The sequence below is a fragment of the Sediminibacterium sp. GW821-FHT12F12 genome (assembly GCF_058806635.1).
In genome coordinates this window covers 77884-100985 of sequence record NZ_JBXAPW010000011.1, presented here as the reverse complement: position 1 = coordinate 100985, position 23102 = coordinate 77884, and the positions used below count along the sequence as shown (strand labels likewise).

The window sequence follows — 23102 nt, the reverse complement described above, 5'->3', positions numbered from 1 at the left end:
TGATAAGGATGGAGTTACAGGCTTGCACGAAGTACACTGTCTAACGAAATAGGTTGTGGAGCGATAAAAATTCCGTCTCTCACTCTTTGTAAGCCACTGAATAAAATGGTTTCTCCGCTTACAAGACCTTTGTTTACCAGGTAATTGGAACCGCTTTTCCCACTTACGAAGATTTGTTTACTGGCTACTTTATTACTATCGCCCAGGGCAAATACAAATATTTTATCCTGCACTTCATAAGTTGCTTCCTGCGGAACAATGAGTTGTTCGTGCAGCATGGAGGGTATGCGGATTTTTCCTGTCATACCGGAACGCAGTTGTTTCTCTGCATTATTAAAAACGGCCCTGAAGCTGATGGCCCCGGCATTTCGGTCAAATTGGCCCTGCACCAGTTCTACCCTGCCTTTTGTTTTATAAATCGTATTATCGGGTAATTGTAATTCTACCGGTAAAATATTTTTTACTTTTTCCTCCGTTGTTTTGCCTTCTACTTTGGATAAAAAGGTTAAAAAATCACTTTCACTCATAGAAAAATAGGCATGCACATTATTCACTTCCGAAAGAACCGTCAATGGTATTACATCGGTTTTGCTTACCACACTTCCTTTTTTGAAAGGAATATGACCAATATAACCGTTTACGGGAGCTTTGATCAATGTGTACCCAACAGTAATATCTGCACTTCCCTTTGAGGATACAGCCTGTGCAAGAGCCGCTTTGGATGCAGCCAGGTTTGCCTGAGCAGTTTTTAATTGTACATCGGCAACCACTTTATTGTCAACAAGGGGTTTAATTCGGTCCACTTCAACCTGCGCCCTTTCCATATTGGCTTTTGCCAGTTGTATGGAGGCTCCGGCATTGTTTGCATACTCTTTGTACTCGCTGCTGTTGATGCTGAATAAAGGTTGCCCCTGTAATACATAAGCCCCTTCCTCCACATATATTTTTTCCAGGTAACCGTTCACCTGCGAACGGATTTCAACATTCACGGTTCCCTCAAGAGAGGCAGGATATTCCTGCCAGATAGTGGCAGAACCGGTGTTCAGTTTAATAACGGGTAAAGATTGTGGCGGCGGAGGTGTTTGGTTGAACTGGTTGCCGGCGCAGGCAACTAAAACTAAAAAAACGCCTGAGTAGAAGATTTTTTTCATAACGTAATTAAATTGTTTAACAGTGTTAAGGTTTAATAATAAAAAAGCAGTTCTCAAACTGTTTTATAAACTGCGTATTGGATTTTAGAAAATGAGAAATTTATTAGTGAAATATGAACATGATTAAATTATCTAACAGCGTTAGATACCGGACAAATAAAAAACCCTTTATTTCATTGAGTTAATAATTCCCGATATCGCATCTTTCAAAACTTGTTTATTGATTTCATTGCTTGCCTGACGTGTCTGGCGTGTCATATTAATCGATATCAACCCATGTACAACCGACCAGAACGTATAATACTTGGTACAGATAAAGTCCTCTGTTCGGTTTTCTTCAGGAACCAGCTCGGTAATTTTATCCCAGATCAGGTTGGAAGGCCCCTGTATGTCCGGACAGCTATTTTCAAACACACAACAGTTCATTTCAACACCATACATCACCTGGTATAATTCCTTATTGGCAAAGGCAAAATTCCAGTAAGCCAGCCACATGGCTTCCAATTGCGCCGGGGGATCTGAAAAAGCCTTGCTTGCTTCATCCATTTCCCTGGCCAACTTTACAAAACCCTGTCGCGTAAGTTCATTAAGAATAGCATCTTTATTGGCAAAATATTCATAAATGATGGGGGCCGTATATTCAATCCTGTCTGCAATCTTACGCATACTAAGCGATTGCCAACCTTCCTCCTTTACAATATCAAGCGAAGCTTCAAGGATCCGGATCCTTGTTTCTTCTTTCAATCTTTGTATTCTTTCTTTGCTGGCCATTTGAAGCAATAACAATAGTTAAATAATTTAACACTGTTAAACAAAAATAAAGGACTTTTTGCCAATACACCAAATTTTTCATAAAAAACCCTGCTTACCCGAAAAGTCATCAGCAAATACGACTATTGAGCTATTCGTTTATTGGGCAGGCGGGCTTTTCTTTTTCTACCCCACCAGATCAAAAAACCGGTTACGGGTAAACTGGCGCAGATAAGACTGGCAGCAAATGCGAGGATCTTACCTGTGATACCAAAAGCAGCTCCCACATGGATATCATAATTCATTCGGTAAATTTTTTCTCCCGTGGTAACAGGCGCCGGTATGCTGGTTGGGAGTTCTTTCGCTGTATAACGGTCAAAATACCGGAAGATCCTTTTGTAATATGTTTTCTTATCCGGATTATACGTTACGGCCACCGGGTCAGCTGATTTGCCTGGAAAACTGATCTGCAACAAACCTGAAATAGGTGCATATTCCTGCATCGCCAGTTGCCAGATACTGTCTTCTGTGTTATGCACCAGAAAGGGTACTATATATGTAGTAGTATCCGATAATGGTTTTTTTGTTGTGGGTAATGTCTTCCCTCCGGTTACCAGATAATGATAGGATCTCGCAAACCACTTGAACCCAAACACCAGACCCGTAACAGCGATCACAAAAGCCAGCAGCAGCACATAAAAGCCCAGTACATTGTGCAGGTCATAATTCAGTCGTTTAAACCTGGCTTTCCAATTAATACCAAAACTATTTTTCCTCGTAGCCCTGTTCCATTTTTTGGGCCACCACATGATGATCCCACTGATGAGCAGGAATACAAAGATCAATACCGTAACCGATACTACCGGCTGCCCGATTTTGGGAGGCAGCCAGAGATAAAAATGACCGGCCAGTACGATCCGGAAAAAATCCCTGTCACGGATCTTCTCCCGGATAAAATCACCGGTATACGGATTCAGGTATACATACGTAAATCCCTGCGGCTTTTTAGTATAGGTAACCGCCGCCGCTTCGCCCGGTCTGCCGTATTGCACACCGGTTGCCTTAACTCCCGTTCGTTTCTCAGCGATAGAACGCAATACCGATGGCGGCAGCAAGGGTTTATTTTCAACAGTAACAAAACGGTAAGGTTCGGTAATATCACGCAGGTCTCGCTCAAATACGTACAAACATCCTGTGATACTGATAATCACCACCAGTATGCCTGTGATCAGGCCAAGCCACAAATGCAACCAATCGCTGATCCGTCTAATCTGTGATTTTCTGTTTACCATTTGAAAGCAAGATTTAGGGCGAAACGTCTGGGCATCTGTGGCTCAACGGTTGTCCAGCCACTCCAGTACTGTTGATTGGTGAGATTATCCAGTTTAACAGCGATCCGGAAGGCAGGCTGATCAAAGAATACCGTTGCATTCATGACCGTATAGGATGGCAGTATAAACTGGCCGGTTACAAGACTATTGGTAATAATATTTTCACTGGCATAATTTCCGCCGAAACCAATACCCGCTCCTTTTAGTTTTCCTTTACCGGTTTTGTAACTCAACCACACATTAGCCAGGTGTTTGGGTCCGGAAGAAACCGGGCGCAGGCCGTTGGTATTTTTGTCTGTCTGATCATTTACTGCATGGTTATAACTGTAACCGGCCACGATATTACAATCGGTAAATAAAGCAGCTACCAGATCCGCTTCAAATCCTTTACTGGAAATATTGCCATCCTGCACGGTAAACCCTGTTAATGTGGGATGCGGGCGGGTTACATTACGCACATAGATATCATAGTAAGTAACGGTTCCCGTAATTTTGCCTCCCAGCATTTCAGTTTTAATACCCGCTTCCCACTGGTTGGCCTGCTGTGGTTTAAAAATACTTACAGTTCCGTCGGCCTGTGTTACAGGTGCCAGGTTCTGGAAACCATTCATATAATTGGCGAACCAAGACATATGTCTTGGTATCAGTTCATAGGTAATCCCGAATTTGGGAGAGAACGCAGTTTGTGCATAGGCGCCGGTGGTAAGGTTGGTCCGCTGGTTATAACTGCCACGGTTATCAAACCTGTCTACCCGCAAACTCGCCATAATATGCAGTTGCTTTGTCAGATCCAACACATCAGATGCATACATACTGTAGCTGTTGGTGGTAGCAGTGGTTTTAGTGGGCACCCCCCCATTCAGCCTCGCATCTACTGCGGCCTTTGTCAGGTTGGTGTATTTGACATCATTGCGGATATACTGTACTGTATCAAAACTGATATAAGCACTGCTGGCATTATTCAGCTGTGAGGATAAAAAATCAACACCAATTACAACCCGGTTCCGTTTACCGCCGATCAGAAAATCACCAATAAAATTCTGCTGAAGATCAGTGAGTATGCTGTAGGAATTCTGGTTACTGATCAAACGACTCAACGAGCTATCGCCGGGTAAAATACTCAGGTAAGAGTAATAACCATCCGATTTCCGGTTGCTGCGTGATAAAAGGGTTTGTGATACCCAGCTTTTGCCCAGTTGGTATCTGGCCGCCGCTTCCAGGTTTATCACCGGCGTTTTAATGGTGATATCATTGCTGGTGAAAGACCGTGAAAAATCGATCCGCATATCCTGCGGACGGGTAACTTTCAATGCAGCTGTCCGGGTAAGGAATAACATTTCCGCATTGGTAGCTTCAGCCGAATAAATACCAGCCTGCAGATCAAAAGTTAATCTGGGCGATACCTTGTAAGTAAGTGCCGGTGCCAGGAAAAAGGATTTTTTAAATCCTGCATCCTGCCAGCTGTTTTCGTAATGATATGCTGCATTGGTACGAAGTAATAATCTTCCGGCAGAATCAAGCGGCGTATTGATGTCGGCAGTAAGTCTTGTTAAACCATAACTGCCGCCTGTAATAGATAGTTCGCCGCCGGGAATTACCTGCGGACGTTTGGTAACGGTATTAATGAGTCCGCCAAAAGACACCAGGCTGCTGCCGAATAAAGTACCCGACGGACCTTTGATCACTTCGATCCTTTCCATATTGGCAGGGTCAGGACTGCCGTTGCTGGCACCTGCCACACCATTCACTATTCTTGCCTGTAAAGAGAACCCGCGTAAAGAATAATAGCTGCCACCGTCATTGCCCCTTCCGGTAGATGACCATAACCGATTAATACCGGGTGCATTTTTCAATGCATCATCAAAACTGGTTACTACCTGTTCTTTTAACAAAGCAGCTGGTACCACACTATATACCTGCGGATTTTCCAGATTCTTTAAGGGCATCTTCGCTACCATTGCTGATTGCCGGTTGGCAAAACGGAGCCCGTTTTTTACCAGTACTTCTTCCAGCTGGCGTACTGTTACAGCCAATGGTATCGTTACTATTGTTTCTTTACCGGCCACTACCGTAACTTTTTCTATTACCGGTATATAACCCAGTAATGAGAATTCAAGCGTGTACTCGCCAGCCGCCAGTTTTGTAAAAATGAAAACACCTTCCTCATCTGTGAGTGTGGTTTTGTTAAATGCAGGTATCTTCACAACTACACCCGCTGCCTGCAGCTGGTCCTGTGTAATTACTTTTCCTTTAATGGTTCCGGTTTTGGGATCCACTGCGCTTCCATATGCGAATACACTGATCAACAGTGCTAAAAAAAATCCGATGCTTTTCATAAACAGTTTTATTTGTGCGCAAAACTGTTGCTAATCAAAAAACAAATACTGCCGCATCGGGAAAACCTGTTTACGCAAACGGGAAAGAGATTGTCTTTTCCCTTTTATCGGTATTACAGTTGCATTCACCGATATTTCCGGATTTTGATAACAGGCAATGAATCAGCTGGTATGAAATAGTACCCGGTCTGCCTGTACATTAATGAAGAAGAAATATCTTTATGCATTACCTCGCCTCTATAAAACGTTCAATATGCAAATAAAATATTGGTTACTTGTACTCTTCTTATCGTTGTCCGGCATCTTATCTGCTGAAAAAAGTGTTGCACAGCATTTTGTGGCAGGCACTTACAATATCCGCTACGCCAATACCGGCGATAGTGTAAACGGCAATGGCTGGGCACAACGTTACCCGGTAATCGTATCCATGATCCGTTTTCACAACCTGGAGATCTTTGGCATACAGGAAGGGCTGTTTCACCAGTTAGAAACCCTGCAACAAAATCTGCCAGGCTATGCATATACCGGTGTGGGCAGAGATGATGGAGAACAGAAAGGGGAATATGCCGCCATCTTTTATGACACCAACAAATTTGATCTGCTGGAAAAAGGAAATTTCTGGCTCTCTCCCATTACCGACCGGCCTAACAAGGGATGGGATGCCGCTTTGCCAAGGATCTGCTCCTGGGGTAAATTCCGGGAGAAAAAAAACAGATTCGTTTTCTATTTCTACAACCTGCACATGGACCATATCGGCGTACAGGCCCGTGCCGAAAGCGCCAAACTGGTAATGCAGAAAATGCGGGAACTGCCGGCCAATATGCCGCTGATACTTACCGGAGATTTTAACGTGGATCAGTTCAATGAAAGTTATACGCTCATCAACAATTCCGGCCTGTTACGCGATGCCTATGAACTGGCTCCCATCCGGCTGTCTACCAATGGAACCTTCAATAACTTCAATGCCGATGCACAAACAGACAGCCGAATTGATCATATTTTCGTTAATCAATTCTTTCATGTAAAAAGATACGGTATCCTCACAGACACCTATCGTGGTAAAAGAACCGAGAAAGAATTAGTTAACAATAAAGCACCTTATACCGCAAGGGTACCTTCTGATCATTTTCCGGTAGTGGTGGAACTGGATGATCAAAAAAAATAAATCGGTTCAGACAGGTTTTACATTCCGCTATACAACCTTTATCCCATGCCCCAAAACGAAGCACTACAACCGATAGGCATTTCAGCCTTTGGGAAACCGCTACTCTTCATGTTGGTTTTTACCGGTCTACTATTTCTCTGTGGCAATGCCCGCTCCCTGTTTCCGCCCGCGTACAGCTTTCTTGCTTATGGCATACTGGGTTCGCTGGCTGGTCTGGTAACAGCAAGGATCTTTCAACGGAACAAACAGCCCTCATTTGCTTCAATGGGACTGAGCTGGGAAAAGAAAACCTTGTTCAGGTTTGTATTGGGTTCGCTGACAGGCGTGGTTATTTTTGCCGTCATCCTTTTTGTGCTACTGCAATTCAGTGAGTTAACCATCCGGTATCAGCCGCAAACGTCTTCTGCTGATTATCTGTTCCTGTATCTACCCATACTGCCATTGGCTTTGATGGAAGAGATCGGATTCAGGTCTTACCCTCAACAAAAATTGTATCAGGCTTATGGCCCATGGATCAGCCAGTTAGTGATCGCAGTTGCTTTTGGAGCGTATCATTTACTAAATGGCTGGAGCCTGCTCAGTTCTTTTGCAGGACCTTTTGTATGGGCTTTCGTGTTTGGATTGGCCGCCATCTGGTCGCGCGGTATTGCCGTACCTGCGGGTATTCATTTTGCATTGAATGTATCACAGGCAATCACAGGAATGAAAGGAACCAAGGGAGCGGTCTGGATCCTGGATTATCCGCCGGGCACTAACCCCGTATTACTGGAAAGAACCGACAGAATCGGATTATTCATACAGGTAGCGGTATTGGTACTTGCCTTATTGGCCACTTACTGGTATGTGCATAGAAACAGGGAACGGTCTATTAAATAAAAACAAGAAAGCGCTGATCAGAAAACAGGATCCAGCCGAATGTATTGAATCTGCTTCCGCTGGTTGGTATAGGTGATATGAACAACTCCATCCCTATCCTGAATGATAGCAGGATAACTGTATTCGCCGCTTGTATGGTCCTCCAGTGTACAGATCTCTTTCCAGTTACGCCCGTCTGCCGAAACAGCTAGTTGCAAAACCGATCTGCCCTCCCACCACTCTTTACCTGCAACAAGGGGATTATATACCAGCAGTTGTCTCCCATCCTGTAAACTAACCGCATCAATACCTGAATTGGGATTGGGCAGGGTATTGGCTTGCATGGCCTGCCATGTTTTACCGCCATCTCCCGACCAACTCTCTGTAATCACATTCTGGCGGCTACGGCAGAGAATCTGCAGTTTTCCTTCCCTGTGTTGCAGAATAGTGGGTTGTATCACCCCATACTTATCGCCTGGAACGGAATATTTTTTCCAGTTGGTCAATAACTCATCCGAGATCTCCATATGTACTTCCCATTTCCCATCCTTGCTTTCTGTGCTGGAAGGATAGAGTATTTTACCTGATAACAGTTGAATAGGTTTATTGCGGATTGGACCCAGCATTCCTTTCGGTAATCGAATCGGTTCCGACCATGTTTTGCCATTATCGGCTGATCGGATATACAAGGACCACCATTCACGCGGATTGGGGCCTACTTTGTAATGCAGATACAACACACCGTTCCGGGCTTTGAACAAAACGGGATTCCAGCAGGGAAACTGTTGGCCATCGGCTTGTTTGCCGGTAACCAGTAGTTGCGGCCGGCTCCATTTTCCCAGCTGTAAAAAAGCGCCCCAGATACAGACATCATTCTTACCCTCGGCACTGCCGCCAAACCAGGCACTCATCAGTACTCCCTTCTCGAGCGAAACCAACGTGGATGCGTGACAGGATACAAACAAGTCCGTTGAATCAAAAACTGCACTACGCTGTGTGATACGGAAAGTACCGGGCTGCGCCATTACCTGTTTTACATTACAGCAAAGCAGAAGAACCAACAAAGGGAGGGATCGCATCATACAATATTAGCTGTTTAGCAACTATTGTTTCAAACTGGCCATATCAATTACAAAGCGGTAACGCACATCACTCTTCAGCATTCTTTCATAGGCTTCATTGATATCCTGCATTTTGATGATCTCTATATCCGAAACAATATTGTGTTCGCCACAAAAATCAAGCATTTCCTGAGTTTCTGCAATGCCGCCAATCAGGGATCCGGCTACGGCTTTTCTTCCGAGGATCATGGGTACAGTATTCAATATCGGTTCCAGTCCGCCTAAATACCCCACCAATACCAAGGTGCCGCTGATGTTTAAGGTAGCTACATACGGATTTACATCATGCACATAAGGAACGGTATCAATGATCAGGTCAAATTTCCCTTTTACTTTACTCATCTGATCCGCTTCAGTGGATATCACCACCGCATCTGCACCCAATTGAATGGCATCTTTTTCTTTACCTGGTGTTCTGGAGAACAGGGTTACTTCTGCCCCAAGGCCTTTGGCGAGTTTAATGGCCATATGTCCCAATCCGCCCAAACCTACCACGGCCACTTTACTTCCTTTGCCCACTTTCCAGTGGCGCAATGGCGACCAGGTTGTGATACCGGCACATAACAAAGGAGCCGTAGCGGCCAGGTCCAGGTTGGCGGGCACTTTCAGTACAAAATGTTCGTTTACCACAATACGTTCAGAATATCCACCAAAAGTTTGGGTACCTGAATGTTTGTCTTTACCATTATACGTACCTACAAAGCCGTTTAAACAGTATTGCTCCAGATCCTGCCGGCAGCTGTCGCAGGTACCGCAGGAGCCAACGAGGCAGCCAACAGCCGCCAGATCGCCTACTTTCAGTTTGGTTACTTCAGGGCCTACGTTGGTTACTTTACCTACGATTTCATGGCCGGGTACCGCAGGGTAAATGGTTCCGCCCCAATCGTTGCGTGCCGTATGCAGGTCTGAATGACAAACCCCGCAATACAGGATCTCAATTTCAATATCTTTTGGCGTAACTGTTCTGCGCTCAATCTGCATTTCTTGTAAAGCCGCTTCGGGTGAGGCTGTTCCGAAAGCTTTTGTGTTAGGTATTCCCATTTGTATAGTTTTTAAAGGCTGATGTATAAATGACGCGTGCACCTGCGTTTGGCACTGCATGGATAAAGTTGATTGGTTCAAGTTACACCCTTCTTCTCTCCCACTTTTTTTATTACACATTCAAAGGTATAACAGTCTGCTCCGGTAGCTTACTAAATTACAAGCAGATTCTCACACTTTTCAAACATCGTGCTCCTGTATCGGTTATTGGGTAAGCACCAGAATCCGGATCTCCACCGGCAGGCTGTTATCCACCACGGTTTGCAGAACGGATTCTTTGATATAAGGCTGGATGGCTTCTGCAAACGGTGTAATAGTGATCCGTTGCGGGGTTGCGAGAATAATTGTCGTACCCTGCAGCAACATTTTGCGGATCAATACCAGTAATGGTGCAAACTGTTCGGGGGCATAATTGATATCACTTAACAGTAAAGTATCGGCCCTGATATCCTCCTGAAAATCATTCCAATTCAGACAAACTGCGTTTACATTCAACAAACCCAGGTGCTGAATATTCTTCTGAAGCAGTGCCACCGCTTCCGGTGCGTGGTCGCTGACGATCATTGAAGCAGCCTCTTTGGCCATGAGCAAAGAAGGCAAACCGATTCCTGCTCCTAATTCTACTACCTGTTTGTCTTTGATCCAATGGGGATGTTCTTGCAGAAAATCAAGCAAAGCAAAAGCAGATGGCCAGATCTTGGCCCAGAAGGGGAAAGGAGTGGTTGGATCATTTGCACACAACTGTCCGTACACCCGTTTTATCTGTTCCGGATCTGGCACATACAGGCTAAAGCTCTTTTGTATTTTGAGTAATATATCAGGGTAAGACATGCAGGTGCAAGATAATCTGGAACAGCAGAATATCGAACAGGAATATCGGAAACCGAACCGAAAACATAGAACGCAGAACATAGAACATAAAACGTAACCCAAAACTGAGGATACCATCAGAAGCAAGCACATTTTTCCTTTCACTATCTGTGTTCATCCGTTCGTCTGTTCCTTGTTCGTCTGTTCATCTGTTCTATTTACCAATTACAGCGCACTATCAAAAAATATTTTTACAAAATATACCAATTGGTATTATTTATCCTATATTTGACTTTCATGTCAAAAGATTCCCTATCAAAAGCAGAACGCACCCGCCGGTTTATCATTGAAAAAACGGCTCCGGTTTTCAATACCAAAGGGTATGCGGGTACCTCGTTGGGCGATCTTACACAGGCCACCGGCTTAACCAAAGGCAGTATCTATGGTAATTTTACGAACAAGGATGAAGTAGCACTGGCAGCTTTTGATTACAATTTTGGGAAAATAACGTCTTACATGAAAGTGCGGATTCTTTCTAAAGAAAACGCCATTGACAGACTACTCGCCTATCCACTGGTGTACCGCGATTTTTTAAAGATCCCGTTTCTGCAACCTGGCTGCCCGATCCTGAATACATCTACCGAGGCGGATGATACACACCCGGAACTACGTGCGAAGGCGGCCGAAGCCCTGTCCTTCTGGAAACGGTCGGTAGAAAACCAGATGAAAAGAGGTATTGAAAGAAAAGAGATCAGGGCTGATGTGAATCCCGCTGGGTTTGCGGTTATCTTATGCTCCCTCATCGAAGGCGCCGTGATGCAGGCAAAAGTGACCGGCAAATCAGGCGACCTGCGGATAGCCATGAACTTTCTCGAAAAATTGATCAGGGATATGGCGTATTGATTTTTTTTATTAATTAATATACCGATCGGTATATTTTAAACACTAACTAAACCATTTGTATGGCCCAGTTAAAGAAAACCCTTGCAAGCAAAATGAAAGTCCGCTTTCATGATTGCGACCCGTTTAACCATCTGAACAATTCGCGGTATATCGATTATATGCTGACGGCCCGTGGCGACCAGTTACTCGAAAATTATGATTTCGATATCTACAGAATCGCACGCGAGCAATCGGTGGGTTGGGTATCGGCACAAACGCAGATCAGTTACCTCTCTCCTGCTTTGCTCGCAGAAGAAATACTGATCCAGACACAACTCATCGCTTATAGCGGCAGCAGCCTGCTGTTTGAAGCCGTGATGTGGAACAGCGGGCAGACAATTGTCAAATCTGTTTTATGGGGACGACTGGTGCATGTTCACCTGCAAACACAAAAAAGTCACCAGCACTCGGAACCATTGCTGCGGTTCTTTGAACAGGTAGTGAATCCACTTGCGCCAGCTATGGGTTTTGAGGAAAGAGTAAAAACCCTTCGGAAAACCAGTTAACATGCCTATGCAACAATATTCCGTCAAAACAGCTTTACAGCTATTGGAACGAACACCCGATACCCTTTCTGCCTTACTCAAAGGATTACCCGATGGTTGGGTTATACGGAACGAAGGACCGGGTACCTGGAGCCCATTGGAGGTAGTGGGTCATTTGATCTTTTGCGAAAAGAACAATTTTTATGGGCGGATACAAACCATTCTTTCCGATGCAGACCAGAAACGCCTCTCACCATTCGATATGAGCAGCCAGTTTGAGTGGATCAAAGGCAAAAAAATGAGCACCCTATTAACTGAGTTCACAGACCTGAGACAACAGAACCTCGCATCACTCCGCTCCCATCCACTTTCTGAAGCAGACCTCCACAAAACGGGCTTACATCCGAAAATGGGTACCGTAACCTTACAGAATGTATTATCCACCTGGGTAACCCATGACCTCTCGCATACCACACAGATCTTACGGGTAATGGCTAAGCAGTATCAAAAAGACGTAGGTCCCTTTATCGAATTTTTACGGATCCTTAATTGAACCAATATGAAAAAAATCGGTCTTGTAGGTGGTATCAGCTGGAGCTCCACCATCGACTATTACCGCATCATCAACGAAGAAACCAACAGACTATCCGGCGGTTTGAATTATGCGGAGTGTATGATCTATTCCGTCAATTTCCAACGCTTTCATACCTGCAATGCGGCCCATGATTGGGACAGTAGCTTTGCCTTGCTCCTGGATGCGGCACTGCAACTTGAAAAAGCCGGTGCAGAGTTGATTTTACTCTGTGCAAACACGGCACATATTGTTGCAGAACGGGTTGCTGAAAAAATTCATAGTCCCCTTGTTGATATCAGGCAGGTTACCGCAGCAGCCATTGCAGAAAAGAAAATAAACAAGGCAGGACTGCTTGGCACCACCTATACCATGGAATTGGATTTCTACCGGCAAAAACTACACGAAAACGGAATCGAGACAATGATTCCGGCCAGTAAGGCCGAGCGTGACTTTATCGAGTTTACCTTACTGCACGAGCTGGGTAAAGGCATCCTGTCTGCACAAACCAAAAATGTCTATCTCAGGATCGCTGAAGCACTGATCGAACAGGGGGCCGAGGGCATTATACTCGGTTGTACCGAAATTCCGTTGCTTATCGGCCAGGAAGATTTTTCTGTTCCTGTTTTCAATACTACTGAGATCCACGCCAGGGCCGCCGTTGCGTATGCTATGTCATCTTTTACCAACCAAATAACTGATTATGCCCTTTAAAAAGTATTTACGCATTAAACCCATCAGTGCTTACAACAGCGACATTAAATCAAGTGAACTCAACCGAACCCTTGGCAAATGGGAACTGACTGCTATTGGTGTGGGTGCAGTGATAGGGGGCGGTATTTTTGTGCTGACCGGTGTAGCTGCCAACCTGTATGCAGGTCCTGCACTGGCGCTTTCCTTTATTCTGGCCGGCATTGGCTGTTTGTTTGCTGCCTTATGTTACGCTGAATTTGCCTCCATCTTACCGGTATCAGGATCTGCCTATGCCTATTCCTATGGCACTGTGGGCGAATTGTTTGCCTGGTTCATAGGCTGGAACCTGATCCTGGAATATATGATGGGGGCCACCACCGTAGCTGTGAGCTGGTCTAAATATTTCGTAAAACTATTACAGCTCGCGGGTGTCAGTAATATCCCGCTATGGTTGGTCAATGATCCTTTTACTGCAAATGAAGAAGCAGCAAAACTGGGTTTGGCACCTTTCTCCTTCGCCATTAACCTGCCTGCCGGTTTAATTGTATTGCTGGTAACATGGATCCTGTACCGGGGCATCAAGGAATCGGCTAAAGTAAATAATACCATCGTTGCCTTAAAAGTGGCAGCGGTGCTGTTTGTGATAGGCGTAGGTGTGTTTTATATTGACCCTTCCAACTGGCACCCCTTCATTCCCGAAAGGAGTACGGATGCTGCAGGTGAACATCATTACGGTTGGACTGGTGTGCTGACAGCCGCAGGCATTGTATTTTTTGCCTTCATTGGTTTTGACGCAGTATCCACACAATCTCAGGAAGCCATCAATCCCACCAAACATATTCCCTTCGCCATTATCGCTTCGCTGATAATTTGTACCAGTTTGTATATCCTCGTATCGATGGTATTGACAGGTATGGTGAATTACAAAAAGATCGACCTGGGTGCACCGGTGGCATCGGCATTTGATGCTGCGGGATTAAGCTGGGCCTCACTCCTGATTACCATTGCGGCAGTGATCGGTTTGATATCCGTGATGCTGGTCATGTTACTGTCGCAGACCCGGATCTTTTTCAATATGGCGAAAGATGGGTTACTCCCACCCAAACTTTTTGCGGCCATCCATCCTGTTCACAAAACACCCTGGAAAAGCACCATCCTGCTGGGTGCTGTGGCATCTGTGGTAGCAGCAGTAACACCGATTGAAAAAGCCACCAAAATGACAAGCATCGGCACCCTCTTCGCTTTTGCCATGATTTGTGGCGCGGTGCTGATTCTGCGCCGGAAAGAACCTGGTCTTCACCGGCCTTACAAAGTAAAAAACATTCAGCTGGTTGCACCATTAGGTATCGCTTTTAATCTGTTGCTGATGTGCAGTCTCGATACTGCCACCTGGATCCGCTTCGTAGTCTGGAGTTTCATCGGCTTGCTGCTGTATTTCATGTACAGTGCCCGTCACAGCAACCTGAATAATAACCAATAAACCAATTGCTATGATCACACCTGCCACCCTGAACGATCTGCCCGTTATTTACAAACTCTTTGAGGAAGCCATTGACTACCAGCAAAAGAAAAACTTTACGGGATGGAAAAATTATGACAAAGCATTCCTGCAGCGCGATGTTGAAAGCGGACAGTTATACAAGATCATCAATAACGAGCAGATCTGCGGCATCTTCAGCGTCTGTTACACAGATCCACTTATCTGGCGCGAAAAGGAAAAAGGCGATGCCATATACCTTCACCGCATTGTTGCCAACCGCCATGTTAACGAAGGCCCAGTATTCGGTCTGGTATTGAACTGGGCAAAAAATATTGCCAACGAAAAACGATTGCGTTTTATCCGGATGGATACCTGGGCTGAAAACAATAAGATCATTGGGTATTACAAAAGCTATGGCTTCTCCGTAGTAGAAACCTATACAACCCCAGATACGCCGGATCTGCCATTGCAACACAGGAACCTCAATATTGTTTTGCTGGAACTGGCTAAAATATAAGCCTCTTGAAAATCAGACAAATAAAAGCTATTATACATAACCTTAGCTGAATCAGCTAAGGCTTACAAGGAGTAAGAGCCTAACTACGGCAAATCTTCTTACATACCAGTATCCCTACATGACAATGTATTTCAAACTTTGCAATAGCAGCAACAAAAACATCAGCGGCCAAAAGTACAAAGCCTGCCGAATATACTATTCAACAGGCCCTATACTTACTTTCAAACAATGTAAAATGATGCTTACAAATTCATTATTCGGCTGTAGTAGGATCAATAATTGTGCTGATTTGGTTAATGGCTGTTGCGGGGAAGCCTCCTAATTTGGCATGTTCCCTTACCAATTCCTCGTTAGGAGCAATATAAACACAATAGAGTTTATCAGCAGTTACGAAACTTTTCAGCCATTGAACAGAGTTCAACTTATTTAAAACAGCACAGGAAGTTTGTGAAGCTTTTTTAAGCTCTTCGGGAGTCAGTTTTCCTAATCCCGGCATCTCTCTTTCGATTAAAAATTTTGGCATACACTATTTACCCTACTCATTTGGCTTTTCGGTAACGCCCCGTTTTTACAATGGTTGCTGGTCTCCATTTATTTTTCTATCGCTGAAATTTCAGCAGTCATTATGCTATTTTCTCCATTACAACCCTAATCGCTGCAACAACAAAATTGAACTGTATATTGGCAGACTGATCGGCTAACCTTAAATGACAACTTTTTGTCATCCATTTAACAGCTTATAGCTGATTCTCGAGATAGCTACTATTGCCCCTGTTTTACCGTTTGCACAGCGTTAGGCAATAAACCATGGGCTTCCTTATGTGTGTTGATTAATGCAGCACTATCAGCAGCCTGTGCAAGACAAAAGATGACACCTTTTTTCTCATCAAGCCAGTAGTTAATCAGGTTAACGCCATACTTACGCTGAACACTCAGATCTTTTTCATGCGCCCCCGCTACTGCCTGTTCAGTAACTTGACCGGGACCTACATAATGAAAATCCATAAAATATTGTTTACCAGGCACTTCCGGATCAACCATACTGCTTTTTACTTCATAAACATCCTTTGGCAATAATCCATGCGCATGTTTATGCGCCGTAGTAAGGTCACTTGCCTTACCGGCGGATGCAAGACAGTATATCAATCCTTTTTTTTCATCCACCCAGAATTTCATAAAATCTACACCGTATTCTGGCCCTGTCTTAAGATCTTTCTGATGAGCCTCCATTACGGCATCGAAAGTTACTTTCCCCGGCTCCATTTGATGTACATCCATAAAAAACTTCTTAGATGCACTTTTTTGTGCGAATGCCCCTGACATTGCTACAAGGAAAACTGTTGTCCAAATACTTCTTTTCATTGCGTTAATTTAATTATGGAATATTTTTACGGTGCAAAGCAACCTTAGTTACCTCTAAATAGTATAGGTAATATTCCCTATATTTCAAAGCCCGTACCCCATATTTAATATATGCAGTTAATCGAAAGAGAGAACGATCTACTAACACTTACTAGTGGTATAAAAAAGATCCCTTCAGAGGGAGGGCATAATTATATCATTACCGGTGAGGCAGGTATTGGAAAAACCATGCTGCTAAACCAGTTTCTGAACAACCTCGCAACAGGAGTGAAATTCTATATTGGAACCTGCGATTCATTATCTACGCCAAGACCCCTTTCGCCCATAATCGATCTGGCTATGCAGCTAAAAATAGATTGGAGTGAACCATTTGTGAATAGTCTTTCAAGGGGTGACTTATTTAACCATTTTGCACAGGATCTTATCAATAAAAGAGAAACAGTAGTAATTGTTTTTGAGGATATACATTGGGCTGACGAAGCGACAATAGATTACATCAAATTTCTGGCGAGAAGAATCAGTAAAACCAGGTGCATGTTCATTATAACGTGCAGAGACACTGATTTTGAAGGAGATAGAATCCTTAGTTCCATACTAAGTGGATTGCCCAGTGATACGTATACAAGGGTGCCATTGAAACCACTATCTCAAACAGCTGTGTCCCGGCTGGCAGAGCAGAAGGGTTATGATGGAGAAAACCTCTATCTTTTAACCAATGGAAACCCGTTCTTCCTTCATGAAATTATAGCCAATTATAGCCCCGGGGTTCCTGCCAATGTAAAGGATGCGGTTCTTACAGTATTTCGCCATCAGAATGACGCTACCAAAAACTTATGGGAAATTCTTTCAGTAATCCCCGATGGTCTTAAAACCAAATTACTTTCAAAAATTGACCCAAAATGGCATGAGGCAATTGATACATGCCTTAATGTCAAAATCCTCATCATAAATAATGATAAGATACAATTCAAACATGAATTATACAGGAGAACGATAGAAGAATCATTCTCTCCCATTAAAAAAATCAAGTTACATAAATATATACTCGAATCATTCTTCGAACTATTCAAAGAAACAGGTGAGATAGAAAAAATAATTCATCATGCCAAATATGCAAACCTGGATTCACTTGTATATGAATTTGCCCCGATAGCTGCTCAACAGGCCAGTATCGCGGGTGCACACCTCGAGGCTTCAAAATTATACCTGACGGCAATTAAATATGCTGGAAAGAGAAGAGAAACTGAACTTATAGAATTGTATAAATCTTATGCGCATGAATGCTACTTGACCAATCAAATTACCGAAGCTATTCTATATCAAACCAACGTATTCGAATTGGAAAGATTACAAAATGATATGGAAAAAACGGCCAGTAATCTTCTGTTTCTCTCCAGGTTATGGAGGCTTGAAGGAAATAGCGTAAAGACAGAAAAATGTGCGATACAAGCCATTGAAATGTTGAACAACTTGCCTGCCTCTAAGGTAAAAGGGATGGCATTCAGCAACTTCTCTGAGATTAAAATGTATTCTGCCAATACGCATGAATGTATTGAATGGGGAGAAAAAGCATTGGCTATCGGCCGGCAGATCAATGATAATGCAATTATCAGTCACGCTTTAAATAATATAGGATCAGCTTTATGGAGACAAACAAAAGATACAGCCAAAGGGGAACAATTTCTATATAAAAGCCTATCGATAGCATTCGAACATAATCTGGAAGAAGATGTAGACAGGGCCCACACTAATATTATATTTAGTTTAATAATAGCAAAAGAATATAACAAAGCTCGTAGCCTGCTTACTGAAAACAACCTGTATTGTGAACAACGGAATCTAAACACTTCAAAACCCTTTACATTATATTTAGAAGCCCGGATATTATTGGAAACAGGTAACTGGAGCGAAGCAAATTCAATAGTCGATAATCTTATAAAATACCAGGTTCATCCGGAAGCAGTAAAAATTGGAGCACTTACAATATCTGCGGTTCTCAAATTACGTAAAGGACATCCCGAAGCTGAGAATAACCTTGTCACAGTTAAAGAAATGGCATTCAAAACAAAAGAATACCCAATAATTATGCCCGTTGTTACGGCTATTTTAGAATACGAATGGCTCTCCGGGAAAACACTACTTTCAACTAAAGAATTAGAAACCTGCTGTAACCTGATTGCCCGTGTAGATTGTGGAACTGCCAATAGTGAATTTGCATTTTGGTTTTACAAATCCAGAAAAACAAAGCTGGAAATTAAAGACCTATATACTCCCTATAAATATATTGTCGAAAATAAGATCACAAATGCGGTTATTTTCTGGAATGAACTGGGCTGTCCCTATGAAAAAGCCATTACACTATTAGATGGGGAGGAAGAAAATAAAAAAACGGGATTGATGGAACTACAAAAGATGGGAGCGACTGCCATCTTTGAAAAAGCAAAAAAAATAGTAAGGGCTGCAGGTATCAGAAGAATTCCGAGAGGCAAAAGGGTTAGTACCATAAGTAACCCTGCTCATCTCACTAATAGAGAAATTGAGGTTCTGCAATTATTACAAACAGGGGGGCAAAATAAAGAAATTGCTTCCTCTTTATTTATATCAGCTAAAACAGTTGATCACCACATTTCTTCGATCTTATTAAAACTGGACGTTAACTCACGAAACAAAGCTGTAGCCGAAGCGGTTAGACTTGGAATTATAAAACAGGCCTATTAGTTAAGAACCACACAGGTATAAGGCCATTCATCTTCCACACCAAACAGATCTGAACATACAAAACCAGCACTTTCGTATTGCTATAACTCCATTCTTATTAAAAGTTAAGCTAATGCAGTGAGTGAAGATGTTCGGAATGCTATCGGAAATTAAACTCCAGATATTTAAGTTTTGCACCAATACCAAATGTATCTAAATGATTGGAAGTACCAATATTCTCCAGTATATATATAAACCCTACTTTTAATACTGAAGTATCATTAACAGGAACTTCTTTTTCAATGCTAATGGGATTGAATTTGGAAGGCACATCTTTGACACGCATTGCCGGCAATGTCGAATCCCAGAGAATACGGTTTTGCCTGTTTGACATGTGCAGTGTGAATGTAACCATGCTGTTATCTGAACCTAAAACAGACTGATCACCGTAGAGAATATACCGCACTTTCCTATTCGTCTGTGTTTTGGCGGATGCGTAGCCAGACTGATCATTATAGTAAACCTGTTTCTTACATGCTACCATGCATTGAAATACCATTGCAACAACTCCCATCCGGAAAATCACCCGATTTCTCATTAGCCTGTTTTTTAATAAATGATCCACATATAATATTCAATCTGGGCGAAGTGCCTCACGCAACAATCAATTACTTAACTTAAGGCTAAACGTTATCGTACAATACACATTTATATTAAGGAACCCGATTGCTTATATTCTTATTGCAAATAGAAGAACTATTCCGATGAAAGAAATAGGGAATTTACCCTATTTTACAAGTTCCTGAACGCTTAACGCTTAAAACAACCCCTGGAAGACAAAAACAGAAAGAGCTGAAAATATTACTGTGTAAAGCTTGCTGACAGGCCATTTATAGTTGTTATGCCAATGTTCTGCTCCCTCAATCATCTTTCCTGCGTCACTATTTTGGTTTTCGTTCGAACATCATCGGGTAATATTTATGGTAAAATCAAAGACCTGGCGAACGATTCGTCTGCAGACCTTTCCAGTACCATTGTTGATCGCTGATCAACAACCTGCTCAAACCAACAATGCCGGTTAGTCGACCGGCATTGGCAAATTGGTGGAGTCGAGGGAATTGGTTGCGAATACCTTATACCCTTTTATCCTTTATTAGCGATATAAAGTTGGGATAGATCGCAGTAACCAGTCTTTACTAGTGTTATTTCTTTAACCTAGCCTCATTTCGACGGCGGCTTCCTTAATAAAAGGGAGACACCAAAACAAGCTATTTTACTATTTGCCGTATTCCATGCTGATTTGATTACTCAACTTACAAGAGTTACTAATTCCAGACTAAAATTATTTTTATTTCACTTTTTGTGAAATAAATTTGTTATTTCACCTTTTGTGAAATAAATTTGTTTATTTCATATTAAGTGAAATGTTAAAAGGGCAACGGCAACATATTATTCTAATGGCTGACATCATCGACAGCCGAAAAGGGAATGAAAAGCAGCTAATGTCGGACTTCGCAAAAGTCACCACAAAAGTTGGGCGGATGTATGACAACCGTCTAAAATCTCCCATCACTATTACCTTGGGCGACGAATTTCAGAGTATCCCGCGAAACCTTACCGATGCGATCAACATTATCATAAGTATTGAAGAAGAGATTATAAATGCCGGAATGGAATTCAAACTGCGTTATGTAATTACGGAGGGGAGGATTGAGACCACCATCAATTCCAAAGTTGGATACGGCATGCTAGGTGAAGGACTGACAAGAGCCCGGGAACAGTTGCAGTCAATCAAAAAGGAAAAATGGCGGTTCAACTTTGACCTTACAGAAAAAACAAAGGCTATCGCATTGAATAATGCTTTTTTGGTATTCCAGGATTATGTTGATGAATGGAAGCCAGAAGATTACAAACTGGTTAGCGGTCTGCTATCCAAACCTGATTATAAAGAGGTTGCGGATGAACTGGGCAAAAATCGTTCACTTATCTGGAAAAGAAAGAAAAGTTTACGTATCGATGAGTACCTTGCATTAAAGGATGTCATCGCCTACGTAGCAAACATATCCAAATGAACAAAATACTACTGCTTTTCATACTGTTTATCTTATGTGAAATTATTTTGGCATTCGTATTTGCCGCTACTGCACAATGGTATTATAAGAAAATGGGATTAGATATCCGATCCATTATAAAAGGCATGACTGAGCGGGTATTTCTTTTTATAACACTGCTTAATGGATATCCACACGCCCTGACACTGTTCAGCGCATTGAAACTCGCAACCAGGTTGAAGCACAATGAAAAATTGGATGACGCCGAGAATAAATTCAATGACTACTATCTGGTTGGCAACCTGGTTTCCGTATGTTTCGCGGTTCTGTATGTTTATTTGTATAATAACATAGAAACCATTCCGATACTGAAAAGTATATTGGCAGCCTAATCAGCAACATTTGCATGAAACAACAATGCCGGTCAGGCGACCGGCATTGGCAAATTGGTGGAGGTGAGGGGAATAAAATCGAACCCCTGATACAATTTTTGATCTTTCTGAACCGTGCAGGGTAGCTTAGTTTATACGAAACAAAGTAAGCAGGCACTAACCAAAGGGCCTGCTTACTTATAGTTTAATTCAATTCTGTTATTTGGGTGCATACCCACCCTTCTGAATCCATGTATCCCATGCCTTCACAAATTCCTTATATGTCAATGGTGGTGGTTTACGCCCCTCTCCCATATTCCATCCGGCCTTAACTAACGTATCTCTTGCGTGTTCTATTAGTTTTGCTTTGTTCTTATAGCCGTTTCGGTTGTAATCCATGATCTGCAAAGCGAGCTCGCGGGGCTTTTTTCCTTCAAACACCATCTTCATGTCTGAGGGCGGCAAAGCCCATTTAGGGTTACCAGGCGGCATGTGTAATCCAGGTGTATTTTGTGATTGATGACAGTTGCCACATTTCATGGCATATAGCCCATTACCATCCAGCCCTCTTTTAGGGTACATTGCATGCAGGTGACTGTCATCACCTTGGAGTGGCACATCGCCCGCAGGATGACAGTTCACACAACGTGGACTCATCAAAACCTTATACACTTCTGCAAATGCAGTAACAGAAGTAATACTATCGTTGACTTTACCCTGTTTTAATACTTTATCAGCAATACTATTATCAACTATGAATGCGGAGTTAGACACACCAACAATAAATATGATGATTATCATAACAATCAGCATTCTGCTGGGTAAAAAGAAATTGCGTTTCGTGAAATATTGTTTCATATAAGGGTATGAGTTTATGATTAAATACGACTATCATTTACTGCCTTCTTTCCTTTGCATATCGGCTGCGAGAAGAATAGCACTCTTAATTCTTAAGTAGGTACCGCAACGGCAAATATTTCCAGACATTGCGTTGTCAATATCCTGCTCGGTTGGGTTTTTATTTTCTCTCAGAAGAACTGCAGCAGACATGATCTGTCCTGCCTGGCAATACCCGCACTGTGAAACATCATTTTCAAGCCAGGCTTTTTGTAAAGGATGGTCGCTATTCTCTGACAAGCCTTCTATGGTTACAACTTTTTGCCCGACCGCCCGGCTTACTTTGGTAACACAGGAACGCACTGCCTCCCCGTTCAGGTGTACCACACAGGCGCCGCATTGCGCAACACCACATCCATACTTTGTTCCAACGAGATTGACATGATCCCTTAGTACCCATAATAACGGCGTATTGGGATCTACATCGATATTGTATGTTTTTTTATTGATGTTCAATGAGATCATAGTAAAAAAGT

At 42.9% G+C, this 23102-nt stretch carries 23 protein-coding genes; 11 read left to right on the top strand and 12 right to left on the bottom strand.

Annotation, left to right across the window (positions count from 1 at the left end; genetic code table 11):
- Window positions 1–14 precede the first annotated feature (14 nt).
- The 4 genes from AC1RNB_RS14810 to AC1RNB_RS14795 form a co-directional block, all read right to left on the bottom strand.
- Complete coding sequence (locus tag AC1RNB_RS14810; RefSeq protein WP_493084025.1) at window positions 15–1151, bottom strand: efflux RND transporter periplasmic adaptor subunit; 1137 nt, start codon at window positions 1149–1151, stop codon at window positions 15–17.
- Window positions 1152–1319: 168 nt separating this feature from the next.
- Window positions 1320–1922, bottom strand: a complete 603-nt coding sequence (locus AC1RNB_RS14805; protein ID WP_493084023.1) for a TetR/AcrR family transcriptional regulator — start codon at window positions 1920–1922, stop codon at window positions 1320–1322.
- 122 nt (window positions 1923–2044) lie between these two features.
- A complete protein-coding gene (locus AC1RNB_RS14800) occupies window positions 2045–3193 on the bottom strand; it encodes a PepSY-associated TM helix domain-containing protein (protein WP_493084021.1) in 1149 nt (382 codons plus the stop codon).
- On the bottom strand, window positions 3187–5568 hold the full coding sequence (locus AC1RNB_RS14795) for a TonB-dependent siderophore receptor (RefSeq protein WP_493084019.1): 2382 nt from the start codon (window positions 5566–5568) through the stop codon (window positions 3187–3189). Before AC1RNB_RS14795 ends, AC1RNB_RS14800 begins: the two co-directional genes overlap by 7 nt.
- Before the next feature lie 253 nt (window positions 5569–5821).
- On the opposite strand from AC1RNB_RS14795, the gene AC1RNB_RS14790 reads away from it, so the two are divergent.
- Entirely contained in the window at window positions 5822–6733 is a 912-nt protein-coding gene (locus AC1RNB_RS14790) for an endonuclease/exonuclease/phosphatase family protein (protein WP_493084017.1), read from the top strand.
- A 45-nt stretch (window positions 6734–6778) separates the two neighbouring features.
- Window positions 6779–7609 (top strand): CPBP family intramembrane glutamic endopeptidase, encoded by an 831-nt coding sequence (locus tag AC1RNB_RS14785; protein WP_493084016.1) that lies wholly within the window; start codon window positions 6779–6781, stop codon window positions 7607–7609.
- Window positions 7610–7626: 17 nt separating this feature from the next.
- Here the strand turns inward: AC1RNB_RS14785 and AC1RNB_RS14780 are convergent, their stop codons facing one another.
- The 3 genes from AC1RNB_RS14780 to AC1RNB_RS14770 all read right to left on the bottom strand — a co-directional run bounded on the left by AC1RNB_RS14780 (window position 7627) and on the right by AC1RNB_RS14770 (window position 10581).
- On the bottom strand, window positions 7627–8670 hold the full coding sequence (locus AC1RNB_RS14780) for a sialidase family protein (protein ID WP_493084014.1): 1044 nt from the start codon (window positions 8668–8670) through the stop codon (window positions 7627–7629).
- Window positions 8671–8691: 21 nt separating this feature from the next.
- Window positions 8692–9750, bottom strand: coding sequence for an NAD(P)-dependent alcohol dehydrogenase (locus AC1RNB_RS14775; RefSeq protein WP_493084012.1), 1059 nt, complete (start codon window positions 9748–9750; stop codon window positions 8692–8694).
- A gap of 204 nt (window positions 9751–9954) precedes the next feature.
- Window positions 9955–10581, bottom strand: a complete 627-nt coding sequence (locus AC1RNB_RS14770; RefSeq protein WP_493084011.1) for a class I SAM-dependent methyltransferase — start codon at window positions 10579–10581, stop codon at window positions 9955–9957.
- Window positions 10582–10857: 276 nt separating this feature from the next.
- On the opposite strand from AC1RNB_RS14770, the gene AC1RNB_RS14765 reads away from it, so the two are divergent.
- The 6 genes from AC1RNB_RS14765 to AC1RNB_RS14740 are packed head-to-tail and all read left to right on the top strand — an operon-like array spanning window position 10858 to window position 15248.
- A complete protein-coding gene (locus AC1RNB_RS14765; protein ID WP_493084009.1) occupies window positions 10858–11463 on the top strand; it encodes a TetR/AcrR family transcriptional regulator in 606 nt (201 codons plus the stop codon).
- A gap of 59 nt (window positions 11464–11522) precedes the next feature.
- A complete protein-coding gene (locus tag AC1RNB_RS14760; protein ID WP_493084007.1) occupies window positions 11523–12008 on the top strand; it encodes an acyl-CoA thioesterase in 486 nt (161 codons plus the stop codon).
- Window position 12009: 1 nt separating this feature from the next.
- Window positions 12010–12540 (top strand): DinB family protein, encoded by a 531-nt coding sequence (locus tag AC1RNB_RS14755; RefSeq protein WP_493084005.1) that lies wholly within the window; start codon window positions 12010–12012, stop codon window positions 12538–12540.
- Between the two features lie 6 nt (window positions 12541–12546).
- Entirely contained in the window at window positions 12547–13272 is a 726-nt protein-coding gene (locus AC1RNB_RS14750; protein ID WP_493084003.1) for an aspartate/glutamate racemase family protein, read from the top strand.
- Window positions 13262–14731: an APC family permease gene (locus AC1RNB_RS14745; RefSeq protein ID WP_493084001.1), complete on the top strand. Its 1470-nt coding sequence runs from the start codon at window positions 13262–13264 to the stop codon at window positions 14729–14731. The genes AC1RNB_RS14750 and AC1RNB_RS14745 overlap by 11 nt, the downstream gene beginning before the upstream one ends.
- A 10-nt stretch (window positions 14732–14741) precedes the next feature.
- Entirely contained in the window at window positions 14742–15248 is a 507-nt protein-coding gene (locus AC1RNB_RS14740) for a GNAT family N-acetyltransferase (protein ID WP_493083999.1), read from the top strand.
- A 253-nt stretch (window positions 15249–15501) separates the two neighbouring features.
- Here the strand turns inward: AC1RNB_RS14740 and AC1RNB_RS14735 are convergent, their stop codons facing one another.
- Together AC1RNB_RS14735 and AC1RNB_RS14730 are read right to left on the bottom strand one after the other, a co-directional pair.
- Window positions 15502–15771: a DUF4242 domain-containing protein gene (locus AC1RNB_RS14735; RefSeq protein WP_493083997.1), complete on the bottom strand. Its 270-nt coding sequence runs from the start codon at window positions 15769–15771 to the stop codon at window positions 15502–15504.
- A gap of 239 nt (window positions 15772–16010) precedes the next feature.
- Complete coding sequence (locus AC1RNB_RS14730; protein ID WP_493083995.1) at window positions 16011–16610, bottom strand: nickel-binding protein; 600 nt, start codon at window positions 16608–16610, stop codon at window positions 16011–16013.
- 111 nt (window positions 16611–16721) lie between these two features.
- On the opposite strand from AC1RNB_RS14730, the gene AC1RNB_RS14725 reads away from it, so the two are divergent.
- Entirely contained in the window at window positions 16722–19328 is a 2607-nt protein-coding gene (locus AC1RNB_RS14725; RefSeq protein ID WP_493083993.1) for a helix-turn-helix transcriptional regulator, read from the top strand.
- A 139-nt stretch (window positions 19329–19467) separates the two neighbouring features.
- Here AC1RNB_RS14725 and AC1RNB_RS14720 read toward each other — a convergent pair whose 3' ends face one another.
- Window positions 19468–19905, bottom strand: a complete 438-nt coding sequence (locus tag AC1RNB_RS14720) for a hypothetical protein (protein WP_493083992.1) — start codon at window positions 19903–19905, stop codon at window positions 19468–19470.
- An 859-nt stretch (window positions 19906–20764) separates the two neighbouring features.
- On the opposite strand from AC1RNB_RS14720, the gene AC1RNB_RS14715 reads away from it, so the two are divergent.
- The gene (locus tag AC1RNB_RS14715) at window positions 20765–21379 is read left to right on the top strand and encodes a SatD family protein (RefSeq protein WP_493083990.1); all 615 of its coding nucleotides are present in this window, start codon (window positions 20765–20767) and stop codon (window positions 21377–21379) included.
- Window positions 21376–21750 carry a hypothetical protein gene (locus tag AC1RNB_RS14710; RefSeq protein WP_493083988.1) on the top strand — a complete coding sequence of 125 codons (375 nt, stop codon included), beginning with the start codon at window positions 21376–21378 and terminating at the stop codon, window positions 21748–21750. Before AC1RNB_RS14715 ends, AC1RNB_RS14710 begins: the two co-directional genes overlap by 4 nt.
- Before the next feature lie 198 nt (window positions 21751–21948).
- Here the strand turns inward: AC1RNB_RS14710 and AC1RNB_RS14705 are convergent, their stop codons facing one another.
- Window positions 21949–22587, bottom strand: coding sequence for a hypothetical protein (locus tag AC1RNB_RS14705; protein WP_493083986.1), 639 nt, complete (start codon window positions 22585–22587; stop codon window positions 21949–21951).
- 33 nt (window positions 22588–22620) lie between these two features.
- Window positions 22621–23091 carry a (2Fe-2S)-binding protein gene (locus tag AC1RNB_RS14700; protein ID WP_493083984.1) on the bottom strand — a complete coding sequence of 157 codons (471 nt, stop codon included), beginning with the start codon at window positions 23089–23091 and terminating at the stop codon, window positions 22621–22623.
- Window positions 23092–23102: the final 11 nt, after the last annotated feature.